Source organism: Mucilaginibacter inviolabilis (assembly GCF_011089895.1).
In the GTDB taxonomy this organism is placed as follows: Bacteria; Bacteroidota; Bacteroidia; order Sphingobacteriales; family Sphingobacteriaceae; genus Mucilaginibacter; species Mucilaginibacter inviolabilis.
The window spans coordinates 2,147,349-2,169,020 of record NZ_JAANAT010000001.1; the positions used below are offsets into that span (position 1 = coordinate 2,147,349).

Genomic DNA, 21,672 nt, shown 5'->3' on the forward strand with positions numbered 1-21,672 from the left:
AAGTTGTCATTTCGATAGAGCATGTCCGGGCTTGAGCGTTGTGCGAAAGAGAAATCTGGTAATAATACGTCTGTTTGGACAAATTAATCCCTCATATCAAATATATCTTAGAAATGGAAAATTGCAAGCTGAAAAGCTATTTCACTATTTTGACATTAACCGCTTTATCGTTTTTGTAATAATTAATCATTAACGCCTGAAGCTCCATTTGTCTTGCTTGAGCCTCATTGTTTAATTTTGCGATATCATCATCTGCAACTTGTTGTGTTAGAATAGAAGTTTCACCGTTTAAAACTTTAATTAATAAATCTCTACTTGCACTCGTTTGCAACGAGTGCTTAATATGGGTTTGCGTTTAAAACGCAATAGCGATGCAATCGCTTAACCACATAAGCACTCGTTACAAACGAGCGCAAGCTTCGGCCCGTGGTCGGTGTTATCACCGCACCACTTCTAGCCTTCTTTCCCTTCTCCTTAAAAATTTTAAAACCATTTTAGGAAAAGTTTGCTTATATATGCCCCAATATTGTTAAAATCAATTTTGCATTTATGATTATTGAACCCAGAATTCGCGGCTTTATTTGTTTAACAACACATCCAAAAGGCTGCGAACAAAACGTAATTAACCAAATCAATTACGTTAAATCAAAAAACAACCCTGCGGGCACCAAAAAAGCGCTCATTATTGGCGCATCAACCGGTTTCGGTTTGGCTTCCCGAATCACCAGCGCATTCGGATCCGGCGCAGCCACCGTGGGTGTTTATTTTGAAAAACCACCGGCACCCGGCAAACCGGCATCTGCAGGCTGGTATAATACCGCCGCTTTTGAAAAACAGGCTCATGAGGCCGGTTTATATGCCAAAAGTATCAATGGCGATGCTTTTTCTGACGAGATCAAACAAAAAACTATCGAGTTGATTAAAGCCGACCTGGGACAGGTTGACCTGGTGATCTACAGTCTGGCTTCACCACGCCGCACTAATCCTAAAACCGGTATAACCCATAGTTCTGTATTAAAACCTATCGGCGAATCTTTTACCAATAAAACTGTTGATTTTCATACCGGTGTGGTATCCGAAATTTCTATCAACTCCGCAACAGACGAAGAGATAGCCAATACCGTAGCCGTAATGGGTGGCGAAGACTGGCAATTCTGGATCAACGATCTGAAAGCTGCCGGCGTACTGGCCGATGGCGCTTTAACTGTTGCTTACTCTTACATTGGTCCGGCAGTTACCGAAAAGGTATACCGTAAAGGAACCATTGGCAGGGCCAAAGACCATCTGGAAGCCACTGCTAAGCAGATCAGCGACCAATTGAAAGACATCAATGGCAAAGCCCTGGTATCGGTAAACAAAGCGCTGGTAACCCAGGCAAGTTCGGCCATACCGGTTATCCCGCTGTATATTTCGCTGTTATATAAAATCATGAAAGCCGAGGGCACACAGGAAGGTTGTATTGAACAGATACAACGCTTATTTGAGCAGCGCCTGTTCACCGGTGGCGATATACCTACAGATACCGAAGGTCGTGTACGTGTGGATGATTGGGAAATGAACCCCGAAGTGCAAGCCCAAATAGCCAAACTATGGCTGCAAGCTACTACCGAAACCCTACCCGATCTGGGAGATCTGAAAGGCTACAGAACCGATTTTCTGAACCTGTTCGGCTTCGACGTTCCCGGTGTAAACTACCAGGACGATGTTGATGAAATGGTTGAGATACCGGGATTAGTAGGATAATTAATTCATAAAATCCCCCACGCGTCATTGCGAGGTACGAAGCAATCTCTACATAAGCAGGTCAACTATAAAAGTTCGCTCTGTATAGCATAGAGATTGCTTCGTACCTCGCAATGACGCGTTTTTATTTATCTGCAATAAATAAACGGTCATCCTGAACTTGTTTCAGGATCTCTCAGGACAGGTTAATCGCCTTATTGCACACCTTGCATGTGAGATGCCGAAACAAGTTCGGTATGACGTGACTTGGAGTAAAAAACTCAGGAAAGATCCAATGGGTTCCCCATCAACATACGCGTCATTTCTTCGTGGTTATCCAAAAAGTATTTGGTGAGCCTGAAATGCTCGGTTTCTTCATAGTTTATTTTGCGCATACCCTCCTCATCCAACTGGTAAATAACCGCGTTGGGATAAGCCAGCAAAATAGGCGAATGTGTAGCGATAATAAACTGCGAATTGGCCTGTACCAACTCATGAATGGCTGATAAAGCCGCCAATTGCCTTGCGGGCGATAAAGCCGCTTCGGGCTCATCAAAAATATAAAGTCCGTTACCCGAAAGCCTATGGGTTAACGTGGCCATAAATGATTCGCCGTGCGAACATTCATGCAGGGAGCTTACGCCGTAATTTTGCTGGATCTTGCCTTTATCTGCCTCTTCCAGATAAGTGGCTACGTTGTAGAAACTCTCAGCCCTCAAAAAGAAATAATCAGAAGGTTTGCGATAACTTTTGGAACTGGTGAGGTAATCAAACAAAACTGAGGCATTTTGATGCGTTTTGGTCTGCATATTTTTGCTGCCACCCTCAATACCCAAACCCAGATGCAAGGCAATAGCTTCAATGAGGGTTGATTTACCCGAGCCATTTTCGCCAACAATAAAAGTAACATCCCGATGAAAGGTCATTGACGACAGATTCTTTATCGCGGGTATATGAAAGGGGTACGCCTCAAACGAGGCCACCGACTCGCGCTCAAGCGATATTTGCTGCAGATAGGGCTTTGCTTCCATGGCCCGGTAAATTTAAGGAAGAAAAGAAATAATACCGAATCATGAATTTTGAATATCGAACGTAGATTTTCCACCCACTTCATTATTCAACATTCGATGTTCAGTGTTCGATATTAAACACCATTCTCCGCATTCCTTAACCCTTTTGCTGTTTTTTCCACTCATTAAATTTAGTTCTTAATGTTTTGATGGGGTTGGTGTCATCGCCTGTTTGGTTAATAATGATATTAATATATGGCTTTTTAGGGTCGTCATTAGGCCGGGCTACTGTCAGGAAAGCACTCAAAGCTTTGCGATCACCACAGCGTTTATCACCACCGTATTCTGCACCGGCCTCCATGGCCAGCATCAAAACATCCTGAATACTGAGCGATTCCTTTTGCGCTTTAAGCACCGCCTCCAGTATTTTATGAAGCATCTCTTTATTGCTCAAGGTATTGCCCTGAATGGATACACCTTTTGCGGTTTCAGCACCCCTGTCGGTGGTTGTTTCCAGGCCGGTGTAGGTTTGCGGTCTGTCGAGATTATGAAGACATACTACAGCATATTGCTGCTGTTCGGGATCAAATTCGGGGTTCCTGATCGCCTTCAGAATCTCTTCTGGCGATGCGTCAGCAAGAACCATTTGCAACCCTTTGTCGCGGGCATCTTTATTGCTCATGGCCTGTACCACTACCGCCCCTTTGCCGGGAATAATGCCGCCAATGCCATAAACGCTAAATGTACATGAAGCACCAGCAATGCCGATCTCTTTTGTTTGGGGATCGATGACAATGATTGACCATGTCGCCTTTGCGTTGCCAACTATGGCAATCACCAGGCCAAGGGTTAACACCAGTTGTTTTAGTTTTCTCACAAAATAAAGATAACGTTTTGGAACCGAGCACGATTAAAGAAGAAAAGAAATAACATTGAATCATGAATTTAGAATATCGCAAATCGAATCTTTTGCCTCGTTATTCAACGTTCGATATTAAACCTTAAGACCTTGCTAAGCCAAACTATTTTTCGTATATTTAAGTATATCCATCAGCGGCCCTGCTTACTTTGAAAATTGTAAGCAGGGCTGTTTGGTTAAAGGGACAAAACGATCCAAAAATCAACCTGTTTGCATATAGTTATTTGAATATCAATAAGCTAATACTTTTTAAAGTTTTTAAAAGCTGTCAAAAATTTGTTAAAAAGTGTTAAAATCTGTGGTTTTGGATGAGTTTTCGATCAGTTTTAAAGCAATTTCATACTCATTTTGGCCAAAAAAGTGTTAAAATAAGGGCTTAAAAAGCCCCTTTGCAACCAGGCATAGTTTGAATTTTGTAAGTTTTGTTTTCGACATATCAAAAACGCGGTGTCTATTTGGGACGAAAGTTTTGCACACTCAATTTTCCCACCTTTACTATTGTTGATATTTTTATCCCGTTCGGCGTCAATCTTACTTTCCCCTTTCGGGCCAAAAGCTTAATTTCGCTGATTCAAGAAAAGAGGACAAGATTTTGGATTATCTACAGGGTTTAAACCCCGAACAAAGGGCTGCGGTTGAGCAAACCGAAGGACCGGTAATGATTATTGCCGGCGCCGGATCTGGCAAAACAAGGGTTATTACATATAGAGTGGCACACCTGGTACGCAAGGGTGTCGACTCCTTTAATATACTGGTACTTACATTTACCAACAAGGCTGCCCGCGAAATGCGCGAGCGTATCACCCATGTGGTGGGTACCGAAGCCAAAAATATATGGATGGGTACATTCCACTCGGTGTTTGCCAAGATATTACGCGTGGAGGCCGACAAAATTGGCTACCCAAGCAACTTTACCATCTACGATACCGACGACAGCAAAAGCGTGCTGCGGGCCATTTTAAAGGAAATGAACCTGGACGATAAGCTGTACAATGTAAATTTTGTACTGAACCGCATATCAGCATCCAAAAACAACCTGATCTCGTGGCAGGAGTATCAGAAAAATGAGCAGATCCAGGCCGACGATTTTTCGAGCGGGCGTGGTCAGCTGGGGCTTATTTACCAGACTTATGCTACCCGCTGTTTCCGTGCCGGCGCTATGGATTTTGACGATTTGCTGTACAAAACCAACGAGCTGCTGAAACTGCACCCTGATACGCTTAATAAGTACCAGCATAAGTTTAAATACCTTATGGTGGATGAGTATCAGGATACTAACTTTTCGCAATACCTGATCGTTAAAAAGCTGGCTGCCGTAAACGAAAACCTGTGTGTGGTGGGTGATGACGCTCAAAGTATCTACGCCTTCCGTGGTGCCAATATCCAGAACATCCTCAACTTTGAAAAGGATTACCCGGATTTGAAAGTGTTTAAACTGGAGCAAAATTACCGCTCTACCCAAAACATTGTAAATGTTGCCAATAGCATCATCAGCAATAATAAGGATCAGCTTAAAAAGAACGTTTTTTCTGAAAAGGAAAGTGGCGATAAAATAAAAGTAATGCGTGCCTTCAGCGATAATGAGGAAGGTAAAATGGTGGCCGAAACCATTATGCAGGATCGCAGTCTGAAAGGCCGTAAATGGCATGATTTTGCCATTCTGTACCGCACTAACGCCCAATCACGATCTATGGAGGAAGCCCTCCGTAAGTTGGGTATCCCCTATAAAATATACGGTGGTCTGTCTTTTTATCAGCGCAAGGAGATCAAGGACCTGATAGCCTATTTCAGGCTTACCTTTAATCCTAATGACGAGGAAGCATTAAAACGGGTGATCAATTACCCTAAAAGGGGCATCGGCGACACCTCGGTTGATAAGATCATTGTAAGCGCAGATCAGCATGGCATCACTCCGTGGGAAGTAATTGCAGAGCCGGGCAAATACCCGGAAGGAAAAATTTCGGGCGCGGTGGGCACTTTTGCTACTATGATCCAGAGTTTCCAGGTGTTGGCCAAGTCAAAATCGGCTTATGAATCGGCTTTGTATATAGCGCAGCATTCGGGCTTATTAAAAGACCTGTATGAAGATAAATCCGTAGAAGGGCTTAACCGTTATGAGAATATCCAGGAGTTACTGAATGGTATCAAGGAATTCTCTGAACGGGAAGATATTGAAGAAAAAGGACTTGATGTTTTTATGCAGGATGTGGCCCTGCTTACCAATGATGATAAAGATAAAGACAAGGACGCCGATACCGTTTCATTGATGACTATCCACTCCAGCAAAGGTTTGGAGTTCCCGCAGGTATATGTGGTTGGCTTGGAGGAGAACCTGTTCCCCTCACAAATGTCACTCAACTCGCGCAGTGACCTGGAAGAGGAGCGTCGCCTGTTTTATGTGGCCGTTACCCGTGCCGAAACCAAGCTTACCATCAGTTATGCTACCTCCAGATTTAAATTTGGCACGCTGATCAGCTGTGAGCCTAGTCGCTTTTTGGACGAAATAGATGCCAAATACCTGGAGCTTGATTACAGCGCCAAACCGGCCAGCAGCGGCAGTAGTGCATTCTTTGATGATGACCGTAAAGCCTGGAGCAGCGGCAAGCAAGCCGATGCATTCTCCAAGCCTAAACCGGCAACAACGGCTCCGGTTAAAACAACATCGATATTGGCTAAAGCGCATGTGCCCTCACCAAATTTCAAACCCTCTGACACTTCAAACCTGCAAGTGGGTATGGAAGTAGAGCATGAACGTTTTGGCTTTGGAAAGGTGTTGACCCTGGAAGGTAACAAGCCCGACGTTAAAGCAACCATATTTTTTAAGGAGATAGGACAGAAACAATTACTGCTTAAATTTGCCAAACTATATATCGTTAATAATATCAACTGAAGGTTAAGCTTATTTTTCGTGTAAATAATTCCCCACTTTTTTTAATATCCCGTTAAACTAAGGGTTATTCCCAGTAGTTTTAACCGGAATTAATGATGGCATACCATTTGGATATGTTTCCTCAGTTAATTAGGAGGAAACATTGATATGAACGACAGCACCAAAAAGAAAACGAACAAATCCGTTGGAAAGAACATCAGGACTTTACGTCACCAACGCGGATGGAGTCAGGAAGATGTAGCAAACCGGCTGGGTATTTCTATCCCGGCTTTTTCAAAAATCGAAACTGGTGTAACGGATATTAACTTGTCGCGACTGGAGCAAATTGCCAATATATTTGAAATAACAGTAGCACAAATATTAAGTGTTGAAGAAGGTGAGGTTGACCTTACTCCATCAAACCTGAGCATTGCCCAGAAAAAACTGGTAGACAGGGAATCGGAGATCGCAAGCCTGCAACGCAAAGTGATTTTACTTTATGAGGAATTGCGAAACAAAAGCATTTTAGTCCTATAATTTAACACATGTGTTCTGTAAACCTTACAGTTACACCTTTTATACTACATACCTTGATATAAATTACTGATTAATTCAGTTCGATTCAATTAAATATTGGTTAACAATATTTAATTCCAGTAAATTTTGCAAGGAAAATGCAAATAAATGATCACAATTTCATTTTATATCCCCTATAATTTAAAATTGGAGTAAAAATTGTGGCATAAACATTTTTTATCATAAAAAGTGTTTATGTCAAATTATCTTATATCTATTTCAAAAAACCAGGCTTTGAAAGATGGGACCATCCATGATCCCAAAAGCAAACTTAAAGTTAAGGTATTTGATCTTTTACAATCAAGATTTAAACCCAGACAAGGCGAAGTTAGATTTTTTGTTACCGCTGGTGACGAAACACTTGCTTTTGAAACTGAGGGTTATAATAAACACAGGCAATTGCTTATCCTGCAAATGATATCCAGATATTGTATTTACCTGGGGCTTATTGAAGCCCAAATACACTCTACCTGGCCAGGCGCATTTAACCTCGGCTAGCCATTATAAAAACCAGTATTGTTTCAGGAGTTGCTATTATGCGATGGGCCATGCAGCATGTCGCTCATTTCTATTATTTTCTCATCAATTTCCGAAACACATTTATCCATCATGGCGATACACTCTTCCTGATCAACCAACCCTTCCTTCTCCAGGTTTATCAAACCGCGTAGTGTAGCAATTGGCCCCCTAATCTGATGCGACAGATAGGAGGAATGTTCAGAAAGCTTTTTGTTCTTGATCTGCAGATCTTTTGTTCTTTCATCAATAATTTCTTCCAGATGATGGTTTATCCGGTCTAGATTGTCCTTTTGTCTTAAAACCTCACCATTAAGCATAGTAAGCTGAGCATTGGTTTTTGCTTTTCGTTTCACATTACCTACTAGCAAACCAATAACAACCAGTAACAAGCCAGCCACAGTACTAACGGCCCAAAAACGGGAACGTTCATAAGCCTGCCTATCTGCCACGCGTTCATTTTCTTTGGCCTGTTCTTCCTGTTTGCGTTTAGCCTCTATCAAATTCATCTGTACAGATACATTTGTTTTATAGGTTGCGCTGTCAAGTTTATATATTTCCCTTAAAGACGATAAGGCGCTCTCAAAATTCCTTCTGTTAAGCTCCAGCTCATAAGTGGTATACTTATAATCGTATTCCAGTTTAGGGTCTTTAACCAGCTGCGTATAGGCTGTACCTTCACGTACCATTTTTTCGGCATCATCAAACTTACGCTGTGCCATATACAACGAAGCCAGGGTAAGATTGATACTGGCTACCGATTCATTCAGATCACGTGATTTAGCCCCTCTGTTAGCTTCCAGCAGCAAGCCAAGAGCTTTATCATAATCCTTTAACTTATAAAATATCACACCTCTGTTTAACAAACATTGTATAAGGTTTACTGAGTCTTGCAACTTACTAAACAGATGGTAACTTTTATCATAATAACTAAGGGCCTGATGCAGGTTATTTTTGCGATTATAGGTATTCCCTATGTTGAGATACGAAGCTGCAATAAGTTTGTTATCGCCAATTTTTTCGGCAATAACCAGCGATTTGTTTAAGTAAACCAAGGATCGGTCATAGTCATGATCGCGAAATAACACCCCTATATTGTTGTAAACTTTAGCTTCGCCCCTAAGATTACTGTTTCTGGCAAAATAAGCTAATGCATTAAGATAATTATCAATGGCTTTTTCGGGTTGGTCGAGGTAATACTTTCCAATCCCTATAACGCGATAAGATTCGGCAATACCATCTAAATAACTGAGTTTAGTAGCCAGGGTCAATGCTTTAGTTGCATCCTCAACTGTTTGCTTCGGATCGGTCAACCTATTTGCATAAGCCTGGCTATTTAAATTTACTACCTCATTTGTATCCCTAGCCACCACTTCATTAATATTCCTTGCATATGCGGTAAGTGTTACAAAAAAAAATAATAAAAATGTACAGTTTTTTTTCATTAAAGCACTTTTACGGTCAATTAGCGTGAAAGTTATGAATTATGCTGAAATATATCCAATAAGCGGGACAAAAACGTTGTTGAAAACTTTTTTATCTTTTTTACCATCAAAATCAAAAAACATATTTATATTTGCAGTGTTAATTGATTGATATACAATAGATTGTGTAAATATGATTTTAATATTATAATATTTAAACAACATAAAAATAGCACTTCATGCTTCATTTTAAAGCATAAAAATACTTGAAGGGGCCATATTTTAAACTATTATACTATCTGATTAATTAAAATAAATAAAAAAGGAATAAACGTTTTATCAAGCATACAACCATTGCCTCTAAAACTACTATTTTTTTTCAATAAAAGAGATATGAATTGTTATATAAAGGTTAAATAACCACTTCATATAACGTTGATTATCAAATTAAATTAAAATACGAATACAACAACCGGTTACATAAATAGAGATCAGGTTGCAAACAAATAAAATACAGCTAACATTAAATATCAGTTACAATATTATTTAATATTAGTTAATTAAATATGATATTAATATAAATATTAACCAACATGAAAAGGACCATCCTATTGGCATTGCTTATAGTAAGCACAGGAATTGTATCATCATCGTCAAAAAAAACTGTAGAGGTATCTGTACCAGCTTTTAATAAAACCGCAACTGGATTTAAAAGAGATTTAGGCAGCGCCGACTAAACTTTTAGACTACACATTAATATTTAACCGAATCTGCACAGCATTAGATTATAATAAGTCATGAAAAAACTGATCATCATCACCGTAGCCACTCTTTTTACCGGCATTGTTTCATCTTGTCAAAAAGCAAATGTACGTACCGAGCTCATCGGCACTCATTCATTTACCAATGGCTTTAAAAGAGACCTGGGTAGTGCAGATTGATCTACAATCATGACCGTAGACGCGCTTAATGATGACCTATCATCGTCATAAAAGAAAGCACCTCAGTTTTAAGTTATGGCAATATTTAGCCATGACCAAGATTTAGGCATCGTCAATTAACAAGCATACAAACACGATTTGAAATAATTTATATAAAACAAAAATATTCATCCCCCACAATCAAAATTTAAAAACACCATGAAAAAGTCAACAATCATAGCAGCCCTAGCTTTAAGCACCTTCTTAACCTCTTCAGTTTACAGCTCAAACGCTTCAACTTCGGATGGAGGCAAAACTGCCGCTAAATCTGGTCCGAAAAGAGATTTAGGTTCTGCTGAATTCGCTTCGGTTTCTGGTCCTAAAAGAGATTTAGGCTCTGCTGATTTTACTGCGGTATCTGGTCCAAAAAGAGACTTAGGTTCTGCTGATTTCGCTGCTGTTTCTGGTCCAAAAAGAGATTTAGGTTCTGCTGACTTTGCTGCGGTATCTGGCCCAAAAAGAGATTTAGGTTCTGCTGACTTTGCTGCGGTATCTGGCCCAAAAAGAGATTTAGGTTCTGCTGACTTTGCTGCGGTATCTGGCCCAAAAAGAGATTTAGGTTCTGCTGATTTCGCTGCTGTTTCTGGTCCGAAAAGAGATTTAGGCTCTGCTGATTTCGCTGCGGTTTCTGGTCCAAAAAGAGACTTAGGTTCTGCTGATTTTGCTGCTGTATCTGGCCCTAAAAGGGATTTAGGCTCTGCTGATTTCGCTTCGGTATCTGGCCCTAAAAGGGATTTAGGCTCTGCTGATTTCGCTGCGGTTTCTGGTCCAAAAAGAGACTTAGGTTCTGCTGATTTTGCTGCTGTTTCTGGTCCTAAAAGAGATTTAGGCTCTGCTGATTTCGCTGCTGTATCTGGCCCTAAAAGGGATTTAGGTTCTGCTGATTTTGCTGCGGTATCTGGTCCGAAAAGAGATTTAGGTTCTGCTGATTTTGCTGCGGTATCTGGTCCGAAAAGAGATTTAGGCTCTGCTGATTTTGCTGCGGTATCTGGTCCGAAAAGAGATTTAGGTTCTGCTGATTTTGCTGCGGTATCTGGTCCAAAAAGAGATTTAGGCTCTGCTGATTTCGCTGCTGTTTCTGGTCCGAAAAGAGATTTAGGTTCTGCTGATTTTGCTGCTGTTTCTGGTCCGAAAAGAGATTTAGGTTCTGCTGATTTCGCTGCGGTTTCTGGTCCTAAAAGAGATTTAGGTTCTGCTGATTTCGCTGCGGTTTCTGGTCCTAAAAGAGATTTAGGTTCTGCTGATTTTGCTTCGGTATCTGGTCCTAAAAGAGATTTAGGCTCTGCTGATTTCGCTGCATAATTATTTAAACGGGTAAATCACTCTCAATATATACTATAACAGTTCATGCAATTAAAGCGCATGAACTGTTGCTGTTTTAAGTCAATAAACATCAATATATTTGCTGCAAATTCTATAACTATGCAGCATATAAAACAGTATGTAGACGAAAACAAGCAACGTTTACTTGATGAGTTGTTTGAACTTTTGCGTTTCCCGTCGGTTAGCGCCGATCCTAAATACAAACCCGACGTTTTAAAAACCGCCGATTACGTAGCTCAAAAATTACGCGATGCTGGCGCCGATAAAGTTGAGGTTTGCCAAACCGCTGGTTACCCCATTGTTTACGGCGAAAAAATAATTGATCCTTCCAAACCAACTGTATTAGTATACGGGCATTATGATGTACAGCCACCAGATCCGCTGGAGCTTTGGAAAACCCCTCCTTTTGAACCAACCGTACGTGATGGTAAAATATATGCCCGCGGCGCCTGTGATGACAAAGGTCAGTTTTACATGCACGTAAAAGCATTCGAACTGATGATGCAAACCAATACGTTACCTTGCAATATCAAATTTATGATAGAAGGTGAAGAGGAAGTAGGCTCATCAAACCTGGGCATTTTTGTAAAAGCTAATAAAGAACGCCTGAAAGCCGACGTGGTGTTGATATCAGATACTTCGATGATCAGCATGGAGCATCCTTCGCTGGAAACCGGTCTGCGTGGCCTATCCTACCTGGAAGTAGAAGTAACAGGCCCAAACCGCGATCTGCATTCCGGTGTTTATGGTGGTGCTGTAGCTAATCCGGCAACTATATTGGCTAAAATGATAGCATCACTGCATGATGAAAACAATCATATTGCCATTCCCGGCTTTTATGATGATGTAGTTGATCTTACATCTGCAGAACGTACCGCATTGAACAATGCGCCTTACAATGAGGCTGAATACAAAAAAGACCTTGATGTAGAGGAGCTTTGGGGCGAAAAGGGCTACACTACCTTTGAGCGTACCGGCACCCGTCCAACCTTAGAAGTAAACGGTATTTGGGGCGGCTATATTGGCGAAGGTGCTAAAACCGTATTGCCTTCAAAAGCAAATGCTAAAATATCTATGCGTTTGGTGCCCAACCAAACCAGCGAGAAAATTACCGAGATTTTCACTAAACACTTTTTAAGCATAGCTCCGGCCAGTGTTAAAGTAAAGGTAACCCCGCATCACGGTGGTGAGCCGGCTGTAACCCCTACTGATAGCGTGGCTTATCGTGCAGCTCAAAAAGCTATTGCCGAATCATTCGGTAAAGATCCGATCCCTACACGCGGTGGTGGCAGTATCCCTATTGTGGCATTGTTTGAAGCCGAGCTTGGTCTTAAAACTGTACTGATGGGCTTTGGCCTGGATAGCGATGCGCTGCATTCTCCAAACGAAAAGTATGATATCTTCAATTATTATAAAGGCATTGAAACTATTCCATTGTTCCACAAATATTTTGCGGAGCTAAGCAAGTAATTAGAATAAAAGATTTTTGAAATAAAGAACAAGGACTCTTCCTTAAAGACTTACGAAGTTTTTAAAACTTCGTAAGTCTTACTTCTAAGTGCTTATTTCAGCTTAAGTTTCATTCCTTCATGCGAAGCAACAAAGCCTAACGATTCATAAAAACGGATAGCATCAGGTCTTTTTTTATCGGAGGTGAGCTGCACCATATGACAACCTTTTTCTTTTGCCCTGTTGATGGCGTACTCAAATACCCGGGTTCCTATACCCTGCCCACGGAATTTACCATGAGTTCTTACCGCTTCGACCTGTGCCCTTAGGCCTCCTTCATAAGTTAAATATTGAATAAATGACAATTGAAATGTTGCCACTTTTTCACCGTTCATTTCAACAATAGTCAGTTCCTGGTTTGGGTCTTTTCGGATATTCTCAAAGGCATGGATGTACCTGTCTGAAAATACAGCTCCTACCTTCTCTCTTCCCATACCCAGTGTATCGTCGGCAAGCATGGCCACAATATCAGCCAGATCATCTGTGGTAGCCAACCTAAATGTCAGTTCGTTATTCATATTTAAGCAGATGTATTTTACTCAGGTAAAGTTAATACAAACTACGCCGGCATCAATCCTAACCCTTTACTGAAAAACTACTCAGACTCCTTCCAACCCATACTGCTTTAATACATCGGCAGGTACACCCTCCCATTTACCGGGCGAATTTCCCTTATATCCTAAATCGGCTATACCAATTTTACTGGTGAAAAAACCGATAGCAGTCAGCTCACGCATTTTATTAAAAAAGGTAACACCTGGCAGCATATCCGGTTTGGCCAGTGCAGGGTAAGCGATCTGGCTGCACATCGCTTCCTGTTGCTGCGGGGTGCAGCTTTTGAATTCACTATCATACATATTCAAACATTTTACATCCAGCCAGCGCAGGCCGCCACGCATAGGCAGGGCATGCTCGGGTTCGTCCTTTACAATGAACTCTATAAAATCGGTCACTTTGGCGTCTGAGGCGCTGCCGCTATGTTCGTCTTTAGGGATAATGATATCGGCCAGTACGGTTATCGTAGCCAGTTCATGATCGGTAAAGTATTTTTCTGACTGCAGGTGCTTATCCCTTTCCGTTTCATAAGCCTGGCGACCAGGCTCGACTATGGTTTTACTATCTTCTGTTGGGGTATCCGGATTTGTTTTGCAGGCATCCAGCAGTACCACTGTTGATACCGATAAACCTATGGCTTTTAAACTTTCTCGTCTGTTCATGGCTTATACGTTTAGTTTTCGTTTCTGATCTAAAATATACTCGGCTGTGCGCATCGAAAGCGCGAGGATAGTCCAGGTGGGATTCTTTTCAGATTGCTGGGTGAACGCGGCGCCATCCACTACAAAAAGGTTTTTACAATCATGCGCCTGGCACCATTTATTCAATGCCGATTTACCGGCGTTGTCGCCCATGCGTACTGTACCCACCTCGTGGATACCTTTACCCGGTTTATCCAATCCATATTTTTTATCAGGTCCCGCAGGCTGTCCCAAAGGAATACCACCCATAGCTTTGATGATTTCCTGGGTGGTTTGCTGCATGTGCCGGGCCTGTTTTATCTCTTCATCCCCCCATTTATAGTTAAAGCGCAACACCGGGATACCGTATTTGTCAACCACGCTATTATCTATCTCGCAGTAGTTATCTGCTTTGGCGATATCCGTACCGTGGCAGCCTACTCCGGCCAGGGTACCATAAAAACGACGATAATCTTCTTTCAATGATTTGCCAAAACCACCACCTGGTTTCATCTTACCATCGGCCCCGGGCAAATATCCATTGATATAAGGCACCAGTGTACCTTCAAAACCAAAATAACCACCATATGATGGCATCATCATACCGCCGAATATCTCCAGGTGATAGCCGCGGGCAAAATCGAGTTTTTTATGATCGCCCCACCAGGGTGCATATAAATGCAGGCTGCCTACACCATCCTCATTAAACCGTTTACGATTGAGTAGTTGAGGCATAATAGCAGCACCACCGGTTTGGGTAGAATCATGCAGATATTTACCAACTACATTACTACCGTTAGCCAAGCCGTTAGGATGCTGAGCCGATTTTGAATTAAGCAGAATACGAGCAGACTCGCAAGTACCCGCCGCCAGGATAACCGTTTTGGCCTTTACGCTGTATTCCTGCATATAGTCTTTGAGAATATAGGATACCCCGTTGGCTAAACCATCACTTCCGGTTAATATCTCCCGCACTACGGCATTGGTAATTACTTTTAGATTACCCGTTTTAATAGCCGGAATCACAAGGCACGACGAAGCCGAAAAATCGCCATATATTTTACAGCTGCGGTTACATTGCCCGCAAAAGAAACAGGCGCCCCGGTCTTTATTACCCGGCAGCGGCGCGGTAAGCACCGAACCCCTACCCGCAATTACTTTAATACCAAGTCCGGTCGCTGCCTTTTTTACAAACAGTTCGTTAAGCCGGGGCTTGGGGGCTGGCAAAAATATCCCATCCGGGTCATTCTCCAAACCCTCCATCGAGCCGTATACACCGATAAGCCTGTCAACCTTATCATAATAGGGTTTAATGTCATCGTAGGTTATGGGCCAATCGTCGCCTGCGCCAAAACTGCTGTAACATTTAAAATCCTTGGGGCCCATGCGCAATGATATACGTGCCCAGTGATTAGTACGCCCACCCAGCATTTTGGCCCTGAACCATTTAAAATCAGTGTCACCTTTTTGGGTATATGGTTCGCCGTCGATATCCCAGCCGCCATAAGCTGCATCAAAATCACCCATTGGCCGCGTAGCATTACCACCACGCCGGGGCGACTCATAAGGCCATTTCAGTTGCGCCGAGTCTTTTGCAGGGTCAAAAAAAGGTCCGGCTTCCAGCATCAGCACTTTTATACCCGCATGAGCTAACACATAACCGGCCATACCACCACCTGCGCCCGAGCCAATGATCACTATGTCATATACCTCGGCCGACTTTTTGATCTGAATATCTTTCATGTCGGGATGGGTTAAGCAGTTTTACCAGCCTTTTCAACTAATTTTTTGGTAGCAAGCACTCCGGCGTCATCATCCAGGTAATTGCTTTGGGGTGCGTACATTTTAAATAGCCCTCCTTCGTACTCAATGCTCACCCAACCATTAAAACCCGACTTTTTGATAATGCCGAACATTTTATAGAAATCAGTTTCGGTATCATTGCCGGCGGCATCAAACGTGTGACTTTTGGCGTGGACCCCTTTGGCGTAAGGCATCAACTCGGTAATCCCCTTGTAGCGGTCATACTCTTCCAGGCATTTGGTTTTCATGTAGGCATCGATAGTTTGCGCCTCGGGCTTGGTGCGGTTGATACAGAAGTTGCCAAAATCGGCCAGGGTGCCGCAGTGTTTATTGTTAACGCTTTTCATCACTCCCGCTAGCCAGGCGCCATTACAGGATATACCTACATGGTTCTCTACAATAATATCTATCTTGCTTTTACTCCCGTATGCTATGAGTTTAGCCAGGCTATCTTCGGCTGCTTTGGCTACCTCTTCAGGTGCTCCATCACCTTCCACATTCACCCTGATCATGGGGCAGCCCAATAAGGCCGCTGCATCTATCCATTTATAGTGATTTTCGATAGCTTTTGTACGCTCGGCAGTATCCAAATGCCCCAGTACACCTTCCCCATCCACCATAATACGCAGGCTGTAGCAACCATTATCTGCCGATCGTTTTTTCAATTCATTCAAAAACGTGGTATTCTTTGCCTTATCGGCAAAAAACATAGAACAGTAATCCAATCCTTCAATACCGAAGGCGGTTTTTGTCTTCATCGGAAAATCAAGCGGATCGAGCTTTTTGCTCCAAAACTGGCTTGCTAGCGAAAACTGTGATAAGGCCAGCTTAAAAAACAGTCCATCAGCTTTTTGTTCTGTCTTAGCAAACAAAAAATCTGGTATAGCAGCAGCTATGCCAATTCCCGCCGCACCCATCGCGGTAAGGGTAATAAAATCTCTTCTGTTTAAGGTCATAAGCGGTTAGTGGTAAAAGAAGGTTTCTATTTGGTAAATTTTACACAATAAAGTTATGGCTTAATTTCTATTTTGCAAATTTTACCAAATAGAAATTATTAGCTTTACTTTTAAGTCGATTTTGACGTACTTTAAACGCTATGAACACCCTCAGTGAACTACAGGATTTTATTACCAACGGGCATAAGCATTATATGCCGCATATATCTATTGATGCTGCTATATTCGGCTACCACGATCACCAGTTAAAAATATTATTATCGGGTTATAAAGCGCTGGGAGGCTATTGCCTTCCCGGGGGATACATTAAACGAACAGAAACCCTGGACGAGGCGGCCAACCGCATTGTGGCCGAAAGCACCAGTCTGACGGATCTGTACCTGAAGCAATATAAAACCTTTGGCGATCCCGACCGCATCAAATGGAGCGAGCTTGATTTTGAAAAATTCTCGAAAGAGGTGGGTGTACCTTATATTAAAGATAGTTGGTTGATAGACCAAACCATTTCTGTGGGATACTATGCCCTTACCGATTTTTCGCTGGTTACACCGAAGGCCGGTCTGCTCTCTGACTCTTGCAATTGGTTTAACATCGACGAGATACCTCCCCTGTTATATGATCATGATCAGATGGTTAAGGATTCGCTGCATACCCTGCGCACGCAGCTCTATTACTATCCCATTGCCGAAAAACTACTGCCCACTAAGTTCACCCTGACCGAAATACACGCGGTTTATGAAACTCTGTTAGGCAAAAAACTGGACATCCGGAATTTCCCGAAAAAGCTGGTGTTTTTAGGTTTGATTAAAAAATTGAACGAAAAACGAAACATCGGCCCGCACCGGGCACCGTTTTTATACAAATTTGATCTGAAAAAATACACTAAGGCCCTGGAAACCGGCACAACCTTGACGTAAATATGACAACGTTTTGTTCACATTAAATAAATACAATAATATGACACATTTCCTTATATTTACGTAAAACAAAAGCACCTGATAGCGAGTATTATTCATATATATAAAACATACTATTATGGAAACTAAGGAAAAATCAAAAGGCGAAACCGTAAAGGAAGTAAGGGAAGTTAAAAACACTAAAGCCGAAAAGATCACAACGGCAAAAAGCGCCAACAGATTTAAGCGCAAACCGTTGTTATAAAACCACACGATGGGGCTGTCGGCAAACGCCGCGCCCCCATTGCCTAAATCTTAAAATGCTCACAATGGGCCAAAAAGGCCTCATTAGCATCGGCGCCTATCCCCGGTTCGTCACCAATACTTAACTGATAACCTTCATAACTCACACCGCCAATGCAGGGATCTTCCAGATGCCCCAGCATACAGGTATCCATATCATAAAACCGAATATTCGGACTGGCATATACAAAGTGCAGTTTTGCACTCAGTCCTATACGGCTTTCCAACATCCCCCCCATCATACAGGCAATACCTTTTGAAGCCGCCTCATCGTGAATTTGTTTCGCTTCCAGTATCCCGCCCGATTTTGACATTTTGATATTAATGTAATGGCAAGAGCCGCTATTGATCTGCTTACGGGCATCATGATGGTTGTACACGCTTTCATCTGCCATGATCTTAACGGGTGATAGCTGCATCAGTTGCGGTAAACGATCATCGTACCAGGTACGCATAGGTTGTTCGCAAAATTCAATATCATATTGCCCCATGGCCTGCAGTGCAAAAACAGCATCATCAAAGCTCCAGCCCTGGTTGGCGTCAATACGTATTTTGATATCGCTGCCGATAGCTTCACGTATCTGACGGATGCGTTCTACATCCTCAATCGCATTCTTTCCCAGCTTTACCTTGAGCACAGTAGCTCCTGTGGCTTTAAAATCAAGCGCCTTAAGCGCCATCATATGCGGCCCGGCAATACCAATGGTAATGTCTGATTCTACTTCACGCCGTTCGCCTCCTAATAAACGATATAATGGTACACCGGCATTTTTTGCGGCAATATCAAACAAAGCTATATCAAAAGCACTTTTAATGGTAGTATTACCGGCGGTGAAATTATGCAGCTGTTGCATGCGGGCGGGTATATCCAGGGCATCATGACCTTTCCAAAGTTTGGCAAATTCACGAGCCATTACCAGGCAGGTATCCTGCGTTTCGCCTACGATCATGGGGAAAGCCGAGCACTCTCCTACTCCATAAAAACCGGCATCGGTATGTATCCGGATAAAAACGTTTTGGGCATGATCTAAAGTCCCCGTCGCAATAGTGAACGGTTCCATAGGAATGCTAAAGCGGTATATATCGATATGGGTGATGATTATTTTGTTTTTCACGATGCAGATTTTATGTTTATGATTGTCTAAAGTAACATTTTGCGTCAATAATTTGCACATTGATACTATTACCTTATATTTGCGTTACTACAATATAGTAACAATTCAATTTTAGCCTCATATCCCAATTCACGGGCATTTGTCTGGCTAATTTAAATCCTTCTTAATAATAACATTACAACAGCATAAACATGGCTCAACAAAACACGCCTGAATTTGACTATAACTCAACCAGGAAAAAACTTATCCTGTCTGAATATGGCCGCAACGTACAAAACATGGTTAAATACATTGTTGCGTTGCCTACTAAAGAAGAACGTAACCGCTACGCGCAGGTAGTGATTGATTTAATGGGTTTTTTAAACCCACACCTGCGCGACGTAGCCGACTTTAAGCATAAGCTTTGGGATCACCTGCACATCATATCAGACTACCAGATAGATGTAGACTCACCGTATCCAAAGCCATCACCAGAGGCTATACATATTAAACCACAGCCTTTAAGATATCCACACCAACGCATCAGATACAAACACTATGGCAAAACCATTGAGCTGATGATCGAAAAAGCAAAAAGCATTGATGATGCCGACCGTAAACGCCATATGGTGCAGGCCATTGCCAATTTCATGAAAATGGCTTACGTACAATGGAACAAAGATTCGGTTGCCGACGAAAGTATCCTGGCCGATCTGTACGCCTTATCAGGTGGTACGCTGAAACTGGAAGAAAACATCAACCTTAATCGCGTTGAATTCCGCCCTAACCAAAACAACAGCAATAACAATCAGAACAACCGCGGGCGCAATCAGAATAATAATCAAAACAATCGCGGCCGTAATCAGAACAATAATCAAAACAACCGCAATAACAATAACAACCAAAACAATCGCAACCGTAACAATGGCGGCGCTAAGAAATACTAGTTCAATGGTTCATTAGTGCACTTGAACTATAAAGCAACAACAACCCGGTTATCTGCAAGGTAACCGGGTTGTTTGCTTAAAACCGATCAAATATTTTCAATCAAATATTTGATTGAAAGATCGGCTTGTCTCCATTAATTTTATAATCTTTGCCCTGAAATAGTACGCTTATTTTACTAATTTAAGTGTGGGCAAAAACGAATCATGATCAATCAATTATAAACTCCTATGACTAACGCATTTGTGATAAACGGCGGGAAACCGCTAAAGGGCGAGATTACTCCGCAGGGAGCAAAAAATGAGGCTTTACAGGTAATTTCGGCGGTATTATTGACCGACAAGAAAGTTACCATCAGTAATATACCTGATATAAAAGATGTAAATAAGCTGATTGAGCTGCTGGGCGACATGGGCGTTATTGTGGAGAAAACCGGCGATGATACCTACACCTTTATAGCAAAAGATATTGATCAGGATTTTTTCCAGTCAGAAACTTTTAAATCAAAAGGTGGTGGTCTTCGCGGGTCAATCATGATCGTGGGTCCACTGCTGGCTCGCTTTGGTAAAGCATCCATCCCCAAACCAGGTGGCGATAAAATTGGTCGCAGGCGTTTAGATACCCACTTCCTGGGTTTCGAAAAACTGGGTGCTCAATTTAACTACAACCCTGCCGACGGCTTTTTCAATGTCGATGCTTCCAACCTTAAAGGCACTTATATCCTGCTGGATGAAGCTTCGGTAACCGGTACGGCCAATATTGTAATGGCAGCTGTTTTGGCCAAAGGTATAACCACCATTTATAACGCGGCCTGCGAACCATACCTGCAACAGCTTTGCAAAATGCTGAATCGCATGGGTGCCAAAATAAGCGGTATCGGCTCTAATCTGCTTACCATTGAAGGTGTTAACTATCTTGGCGGTACAGATCATCGTTTACTGCCAGATATGATCGAGATTGGTTCCTTTATCGGTCTTGCGGCCATGACCGGTTCCGAGATCACTATTAAAGATGTAAAATATCCGGAGTTGGGTATGATACCCGACGTATTTAAACGCTTGGGTATTAAACTGGAGCTGCGTGGCGATGATATTTATATTCCGGCACAGGATCATTACGAAATAGAAACCTTTATCGACGGATCAATCATGACTGTTGCCGATGCTCCATGGCCCGGCTTTACCCCCGATCTGATCAGCATTGTATTGGTAGTTGCCATTCAAGCTAAAGGATCGGTACTGATCCATCAAAAAATGTTCGAGAGCCGTTTATTCTTTGTGGATAAACTGCTGGATATGGGTGCACAGATTATCCTTTGTGATCCGCACCGTGCTACTGTTATCGGGTTAGACAAACAAGTTCAACTGCGCGGTATCTCTATGACATCGCCTGATATTCGTGCCGGGGTGGCATTGCTCATTGCCGCACTTTCGGCACAAGGACAATCTACCATTTATAATATTGAGCAAATTGAACGTGGTTATCAACATATTGATGATCGTTTGAGAGCTCTTGGCGCAGATATTACCAGAATATAATTGAAGGTAAAAGGTTAAAGGCGAAAGGTTAAAGGTAGCTGCATCTACCAATGA

Annotated in this window: 21 protein-coding genes; 12 read left to right on the forward strand and 9 right to left on the reverse strand. The window is 42.2% G+C overall.

The genetic code is table 11. The annotated features are described in order from the left end of the window. Positions 1–136: 136 nt before the first annotated feature. The gene (locus G7092_RS08560) at positions 137–331 is read right to left on the reverse strand and encodes a hypothetical protein (protein WP_166088144.1); all 195 of its coding nucleotides are present in this window, start codon (positions 329–331) and stop codon (positions 137–139) included. 218 nt (positions 332–549) lie between these two features. Between G7092_RS08560 and fabV the strand changes: the two genes are divergently transcribed. Further along, positions 550–1,743 (forward strand): enoyl-ACP reductase FabV, encoded by a 1,194-nt coding sequence (gene fabV, locus G7092_RS08565; protein WP_166088146.1) that lies wholly within the window; start codon positions 550–552, stop codon positions 1,741–1,743. 260 nt (positions 1,744–2,003) lie between these two features. Here fabV and G7092_RS08570 read toward each other — a convergent pair whose 3' ends face one another. Further along, positions 2,004–2,753 carry an AAA family ATPase gene (locus tag G7092_RS08570; protein ID WP_166088149.1) on the reverse strand — a complete coding sequence of 250 codons (750 nt, stop codon included), beginning with the start codon at positions 2,751–2,753 and terminating at the stop codon, positions 2,004–2,006. A 136-nt stretch (positions 2,754–2,889) separates the two neighbouring features. Then, a complete protein-coding gene (locus tag G7092_RS08575) occupies positions 2,890–3,609 on the reverse strand; it encodes a DUF1028 domain-containing protein (RefSeq protein ID WP_166088151.1) in 720 nt (239 codons plus the stop codon). Positions 3,610–4,243: 634 nt separating this feature from the next. On the opposite strand from G7092_RS08575, the gene G7092_RS08580 reads away from it, so the two are divergent. The 3 genes from G7092_RS08580 (at position 4,244) to G7092_RS08590 (ending at position 7,594) form a co-directional block, all read left to right on the forward strand. Continuing rightward, positions 4,244–6,541: an ATP-dependent helicase gene (locus G7092_RS08580; RefSeq protein ID WP_166088153.1), complete on the forward strand. Its 2,298-nt coding sequence runs from the start codon at positions 4,244–4,246 to the stop codon at positions 6,539–6,541. A gap of 147 nt (positions 6,542–6,688) precedes the next feature. Continuing rightward, positions 6,689–7,057, forward strand: coding sequence for a helix-turn-helix domain-containing protein (locus G7092_RS08585; protein ID WP_076374337.1), 369 nt, complete (start codon positions 6,689–6,691; stop codon positions 7,055–7,057). A 234-nt stretch (positions 7,058–7,291) separates the two neighbouring features. Next, on the forward strand, positions 7,292–7,594 hold the full coding sequence (locus tag G7092_RS08590) for a hypothetical protein (protein ID WP_076374336.1): 303 nt from the start codon (positions 7,292–7,294) through the stop codon (positions 7,592–7,594). A 23-nt stretch (positions 7,595–7,617) separates the two neighbouring features. Here G7092_RS08590 and G7092_RS08595 read toward each other — a convergent pair whose 3' ends face one another. Further along, a complete protein-coding gene (locus G7092_RS08595) occupies positions 7,618–9,057 on the reverse strand; it encodes a tetratricopeptide repeat protein (protein WP_166088155.1) in 1,440 nt (479 codons plus the stop codon). A 572-nt stretch (positions 9,058–9,629) separates the two neighbouring features. Here G7092_RS08595 and G7092_RS08600 point away from each other — a divergent pair. From G7092_RS08600 to G7092_RS08615, 4 genes are all read left to right on the forward strand, one after another. Next, complete coding sequence (locus G7092_RS08600) at positions 9,630–9,773, forward strand: hypothetical protein (RefSeq protein WP_166088156.1); 144 nt, start codon at positions 9,630–9,632, stop codon at positions 9,771–9,773. A gap of 60 nt (positions 9,774–9,833) precedes the next feature. Next, complete coding sequence (locus G7092_RS08605) at positions 9,834–9,977, forward strand: hypothetical protein (protein ID WP_166088159.1); 144 nt, start codon at positions 9,834–9,836, stop codon at positions 9,975–9,977. A 198-nt stretch (positions 9,978–10,175) separates the two neighbouring features. Continuing rightward, positions 10,176–11,318: a hypothetical protein gene (locus G7092_RS08610; RefSeq protein WP_166088161.1), complete on the forward strand. Its 1,143-nt coding sequence runs from the start codon at positions 10,176–10,178 to the stop codon at positions 11,316–11,318. Between the two features lie 120 nt (positions 11,319–11,438). Then, the gene (locus G7092_RS08615; protein WP_166088163.1) at positions 11,439–12,809 is read left to right on the forward strand and encodes a dipeptidase; all 1,371 of its coding nucleotides are present in this window, start codon (positions 11,439–11,441) and stop codon (positions 12,807–12,809) included. A 92-nt stretch (positions 12,810–12,901) separates the two neighbouring features. Here G7092_RS08615 and G7092_RS08620 read toward each other — a convergent pair whose 3' ends face one another. The 4 genes from G7092_RS08620 to G7092_RS08635 all read right to left on the reverse strand — a co-directional run bounded on the left by G7092_RS08620 (position 12,902) and on the right by G7092_RS08635 (position 16,842). Beyond that, entirely contained in the window at positions 12,902–13,366 is a 465-nt protein-coding gene (locus G7092_RS08620; RefSeq protein ID WP_166088165.1) for a GNAT family N-acetyltransferase, read from the reverse strand. 81 nt (positions 13,367–13,447) lie between these two features. Further along, on the reverse strand, positions 13,448–14,065 hold the full coding sequence (locus G7092_RS08625) for a gluconate 2-dehydrogenase subunit 3 family protein (protein ID WP_166088167.1): 618 nt from the start codon (positions 14,063–14,065) through the stop codon (positions 13,448–13,450). 3 nt (positions 14,066–14,068) lie between these two features. Continuing rightward, the gene (locus tag G7092_RS08630; protein ID WP_166088170.1) at positions 14,069–15,826 is read right to left on the reverse strand and encodes a GMC family oxidoreductase; all 1,758 of its coding nucleotides are present in this window, start codon (positions 15,824–15,826) and stop codon (positions 14,069–14,071) included. An 11-nt stretch (positions 15,827–15,837) separates the two neighbouring features. Next, entirely contained in the window at positions 15,838–16,842 is a 1,005-nt protein-coding gene (locus G7092_RS08635) for a sugar phosphate isomerase/epimerase family protein (protein WP_166088172.1), read from the reverse strand. A 140-nt stretch (positions 16,843–16,982) separates the two neighbouring features. Here G7092_RS08635 and G7092_RS08640 point away from each other — a divergent pair, with 140 nt between their 5' ends. Both G7092_RS08640 and G7092_RS30765 read left to right on the forward strand, forming a co-directional pair. Next, positions 16,983–17,759, forward strand: a complete 777-nt coding sequence (locus tag G7092_RS08640) for an NUDIX hydrolase (protein ID WP_166088174.1) — start codon at positions 16,983–16,985, stop codon at positions 17,757–17,759. Positions 17,760–17,877: 118 nt separating this feature from the next. Then, positions 17,878–18,003 carry a hypothetical protein gene (locus G7092_RS30765; protein WP_260170807.1) on the forward strand — a complete coding sequence of 42 codons (126 nt, stop codon included), beginning with the start codon at positions 17,878–17,880 and terminating at the stop codon, positions 18,001–18,003. A 43-nt stretch (positions 18,004–18,046) separates the two neighbouring features. On the opposite strand, the gene G7092_RS08645 is transcribed toward G7092_RS30765, so the two are convergent. Continuing rightward, positions 18,047–19,144, reverse strand: coding sequence for a mandelate racemase/muconate lactonizing enzyme family protein (locus tag G7092_RS08645; protein WP_166090949.1), 1,098 nt, complete (start codon positions 19,142–19,144; stop codon positions 18,047–18,049). A gap of 203 nt (positions 19,145–19,347) precedes the next feature. On the opposite strand from G7092_RS08645, the gene G7092_RS08650 reads away from it, so the two are divergent. Together G7092_RS08650 and murA are read left to right on the forward strand one after the other, a co-directional pair. Next, entirely contained in the window at positions 19,348–20,082 is a 735-nt protein-coding gene (locus G7092_RS08650; RefSeq protein ID WP_166088176.1) for a DUF4290 domain-containing protein, read from the forward strand. 228 nt (positions 20,083–20,310) lie between these two features. Then, positions 20,311–21,618, forward strand: a complete 1,308-nt coding sequence (murA, locus tag G7092_RS08655) for a UDP-N-acetylglucosamine 1-carboxyvinyltransferase (RefSeq protein WP_166088179.1) — start codon at positions 20,311–20,313, stop codon at positions 21,616–21,618. Positions 21,619–21,672 lie beyond the last annotated feature (54 nt).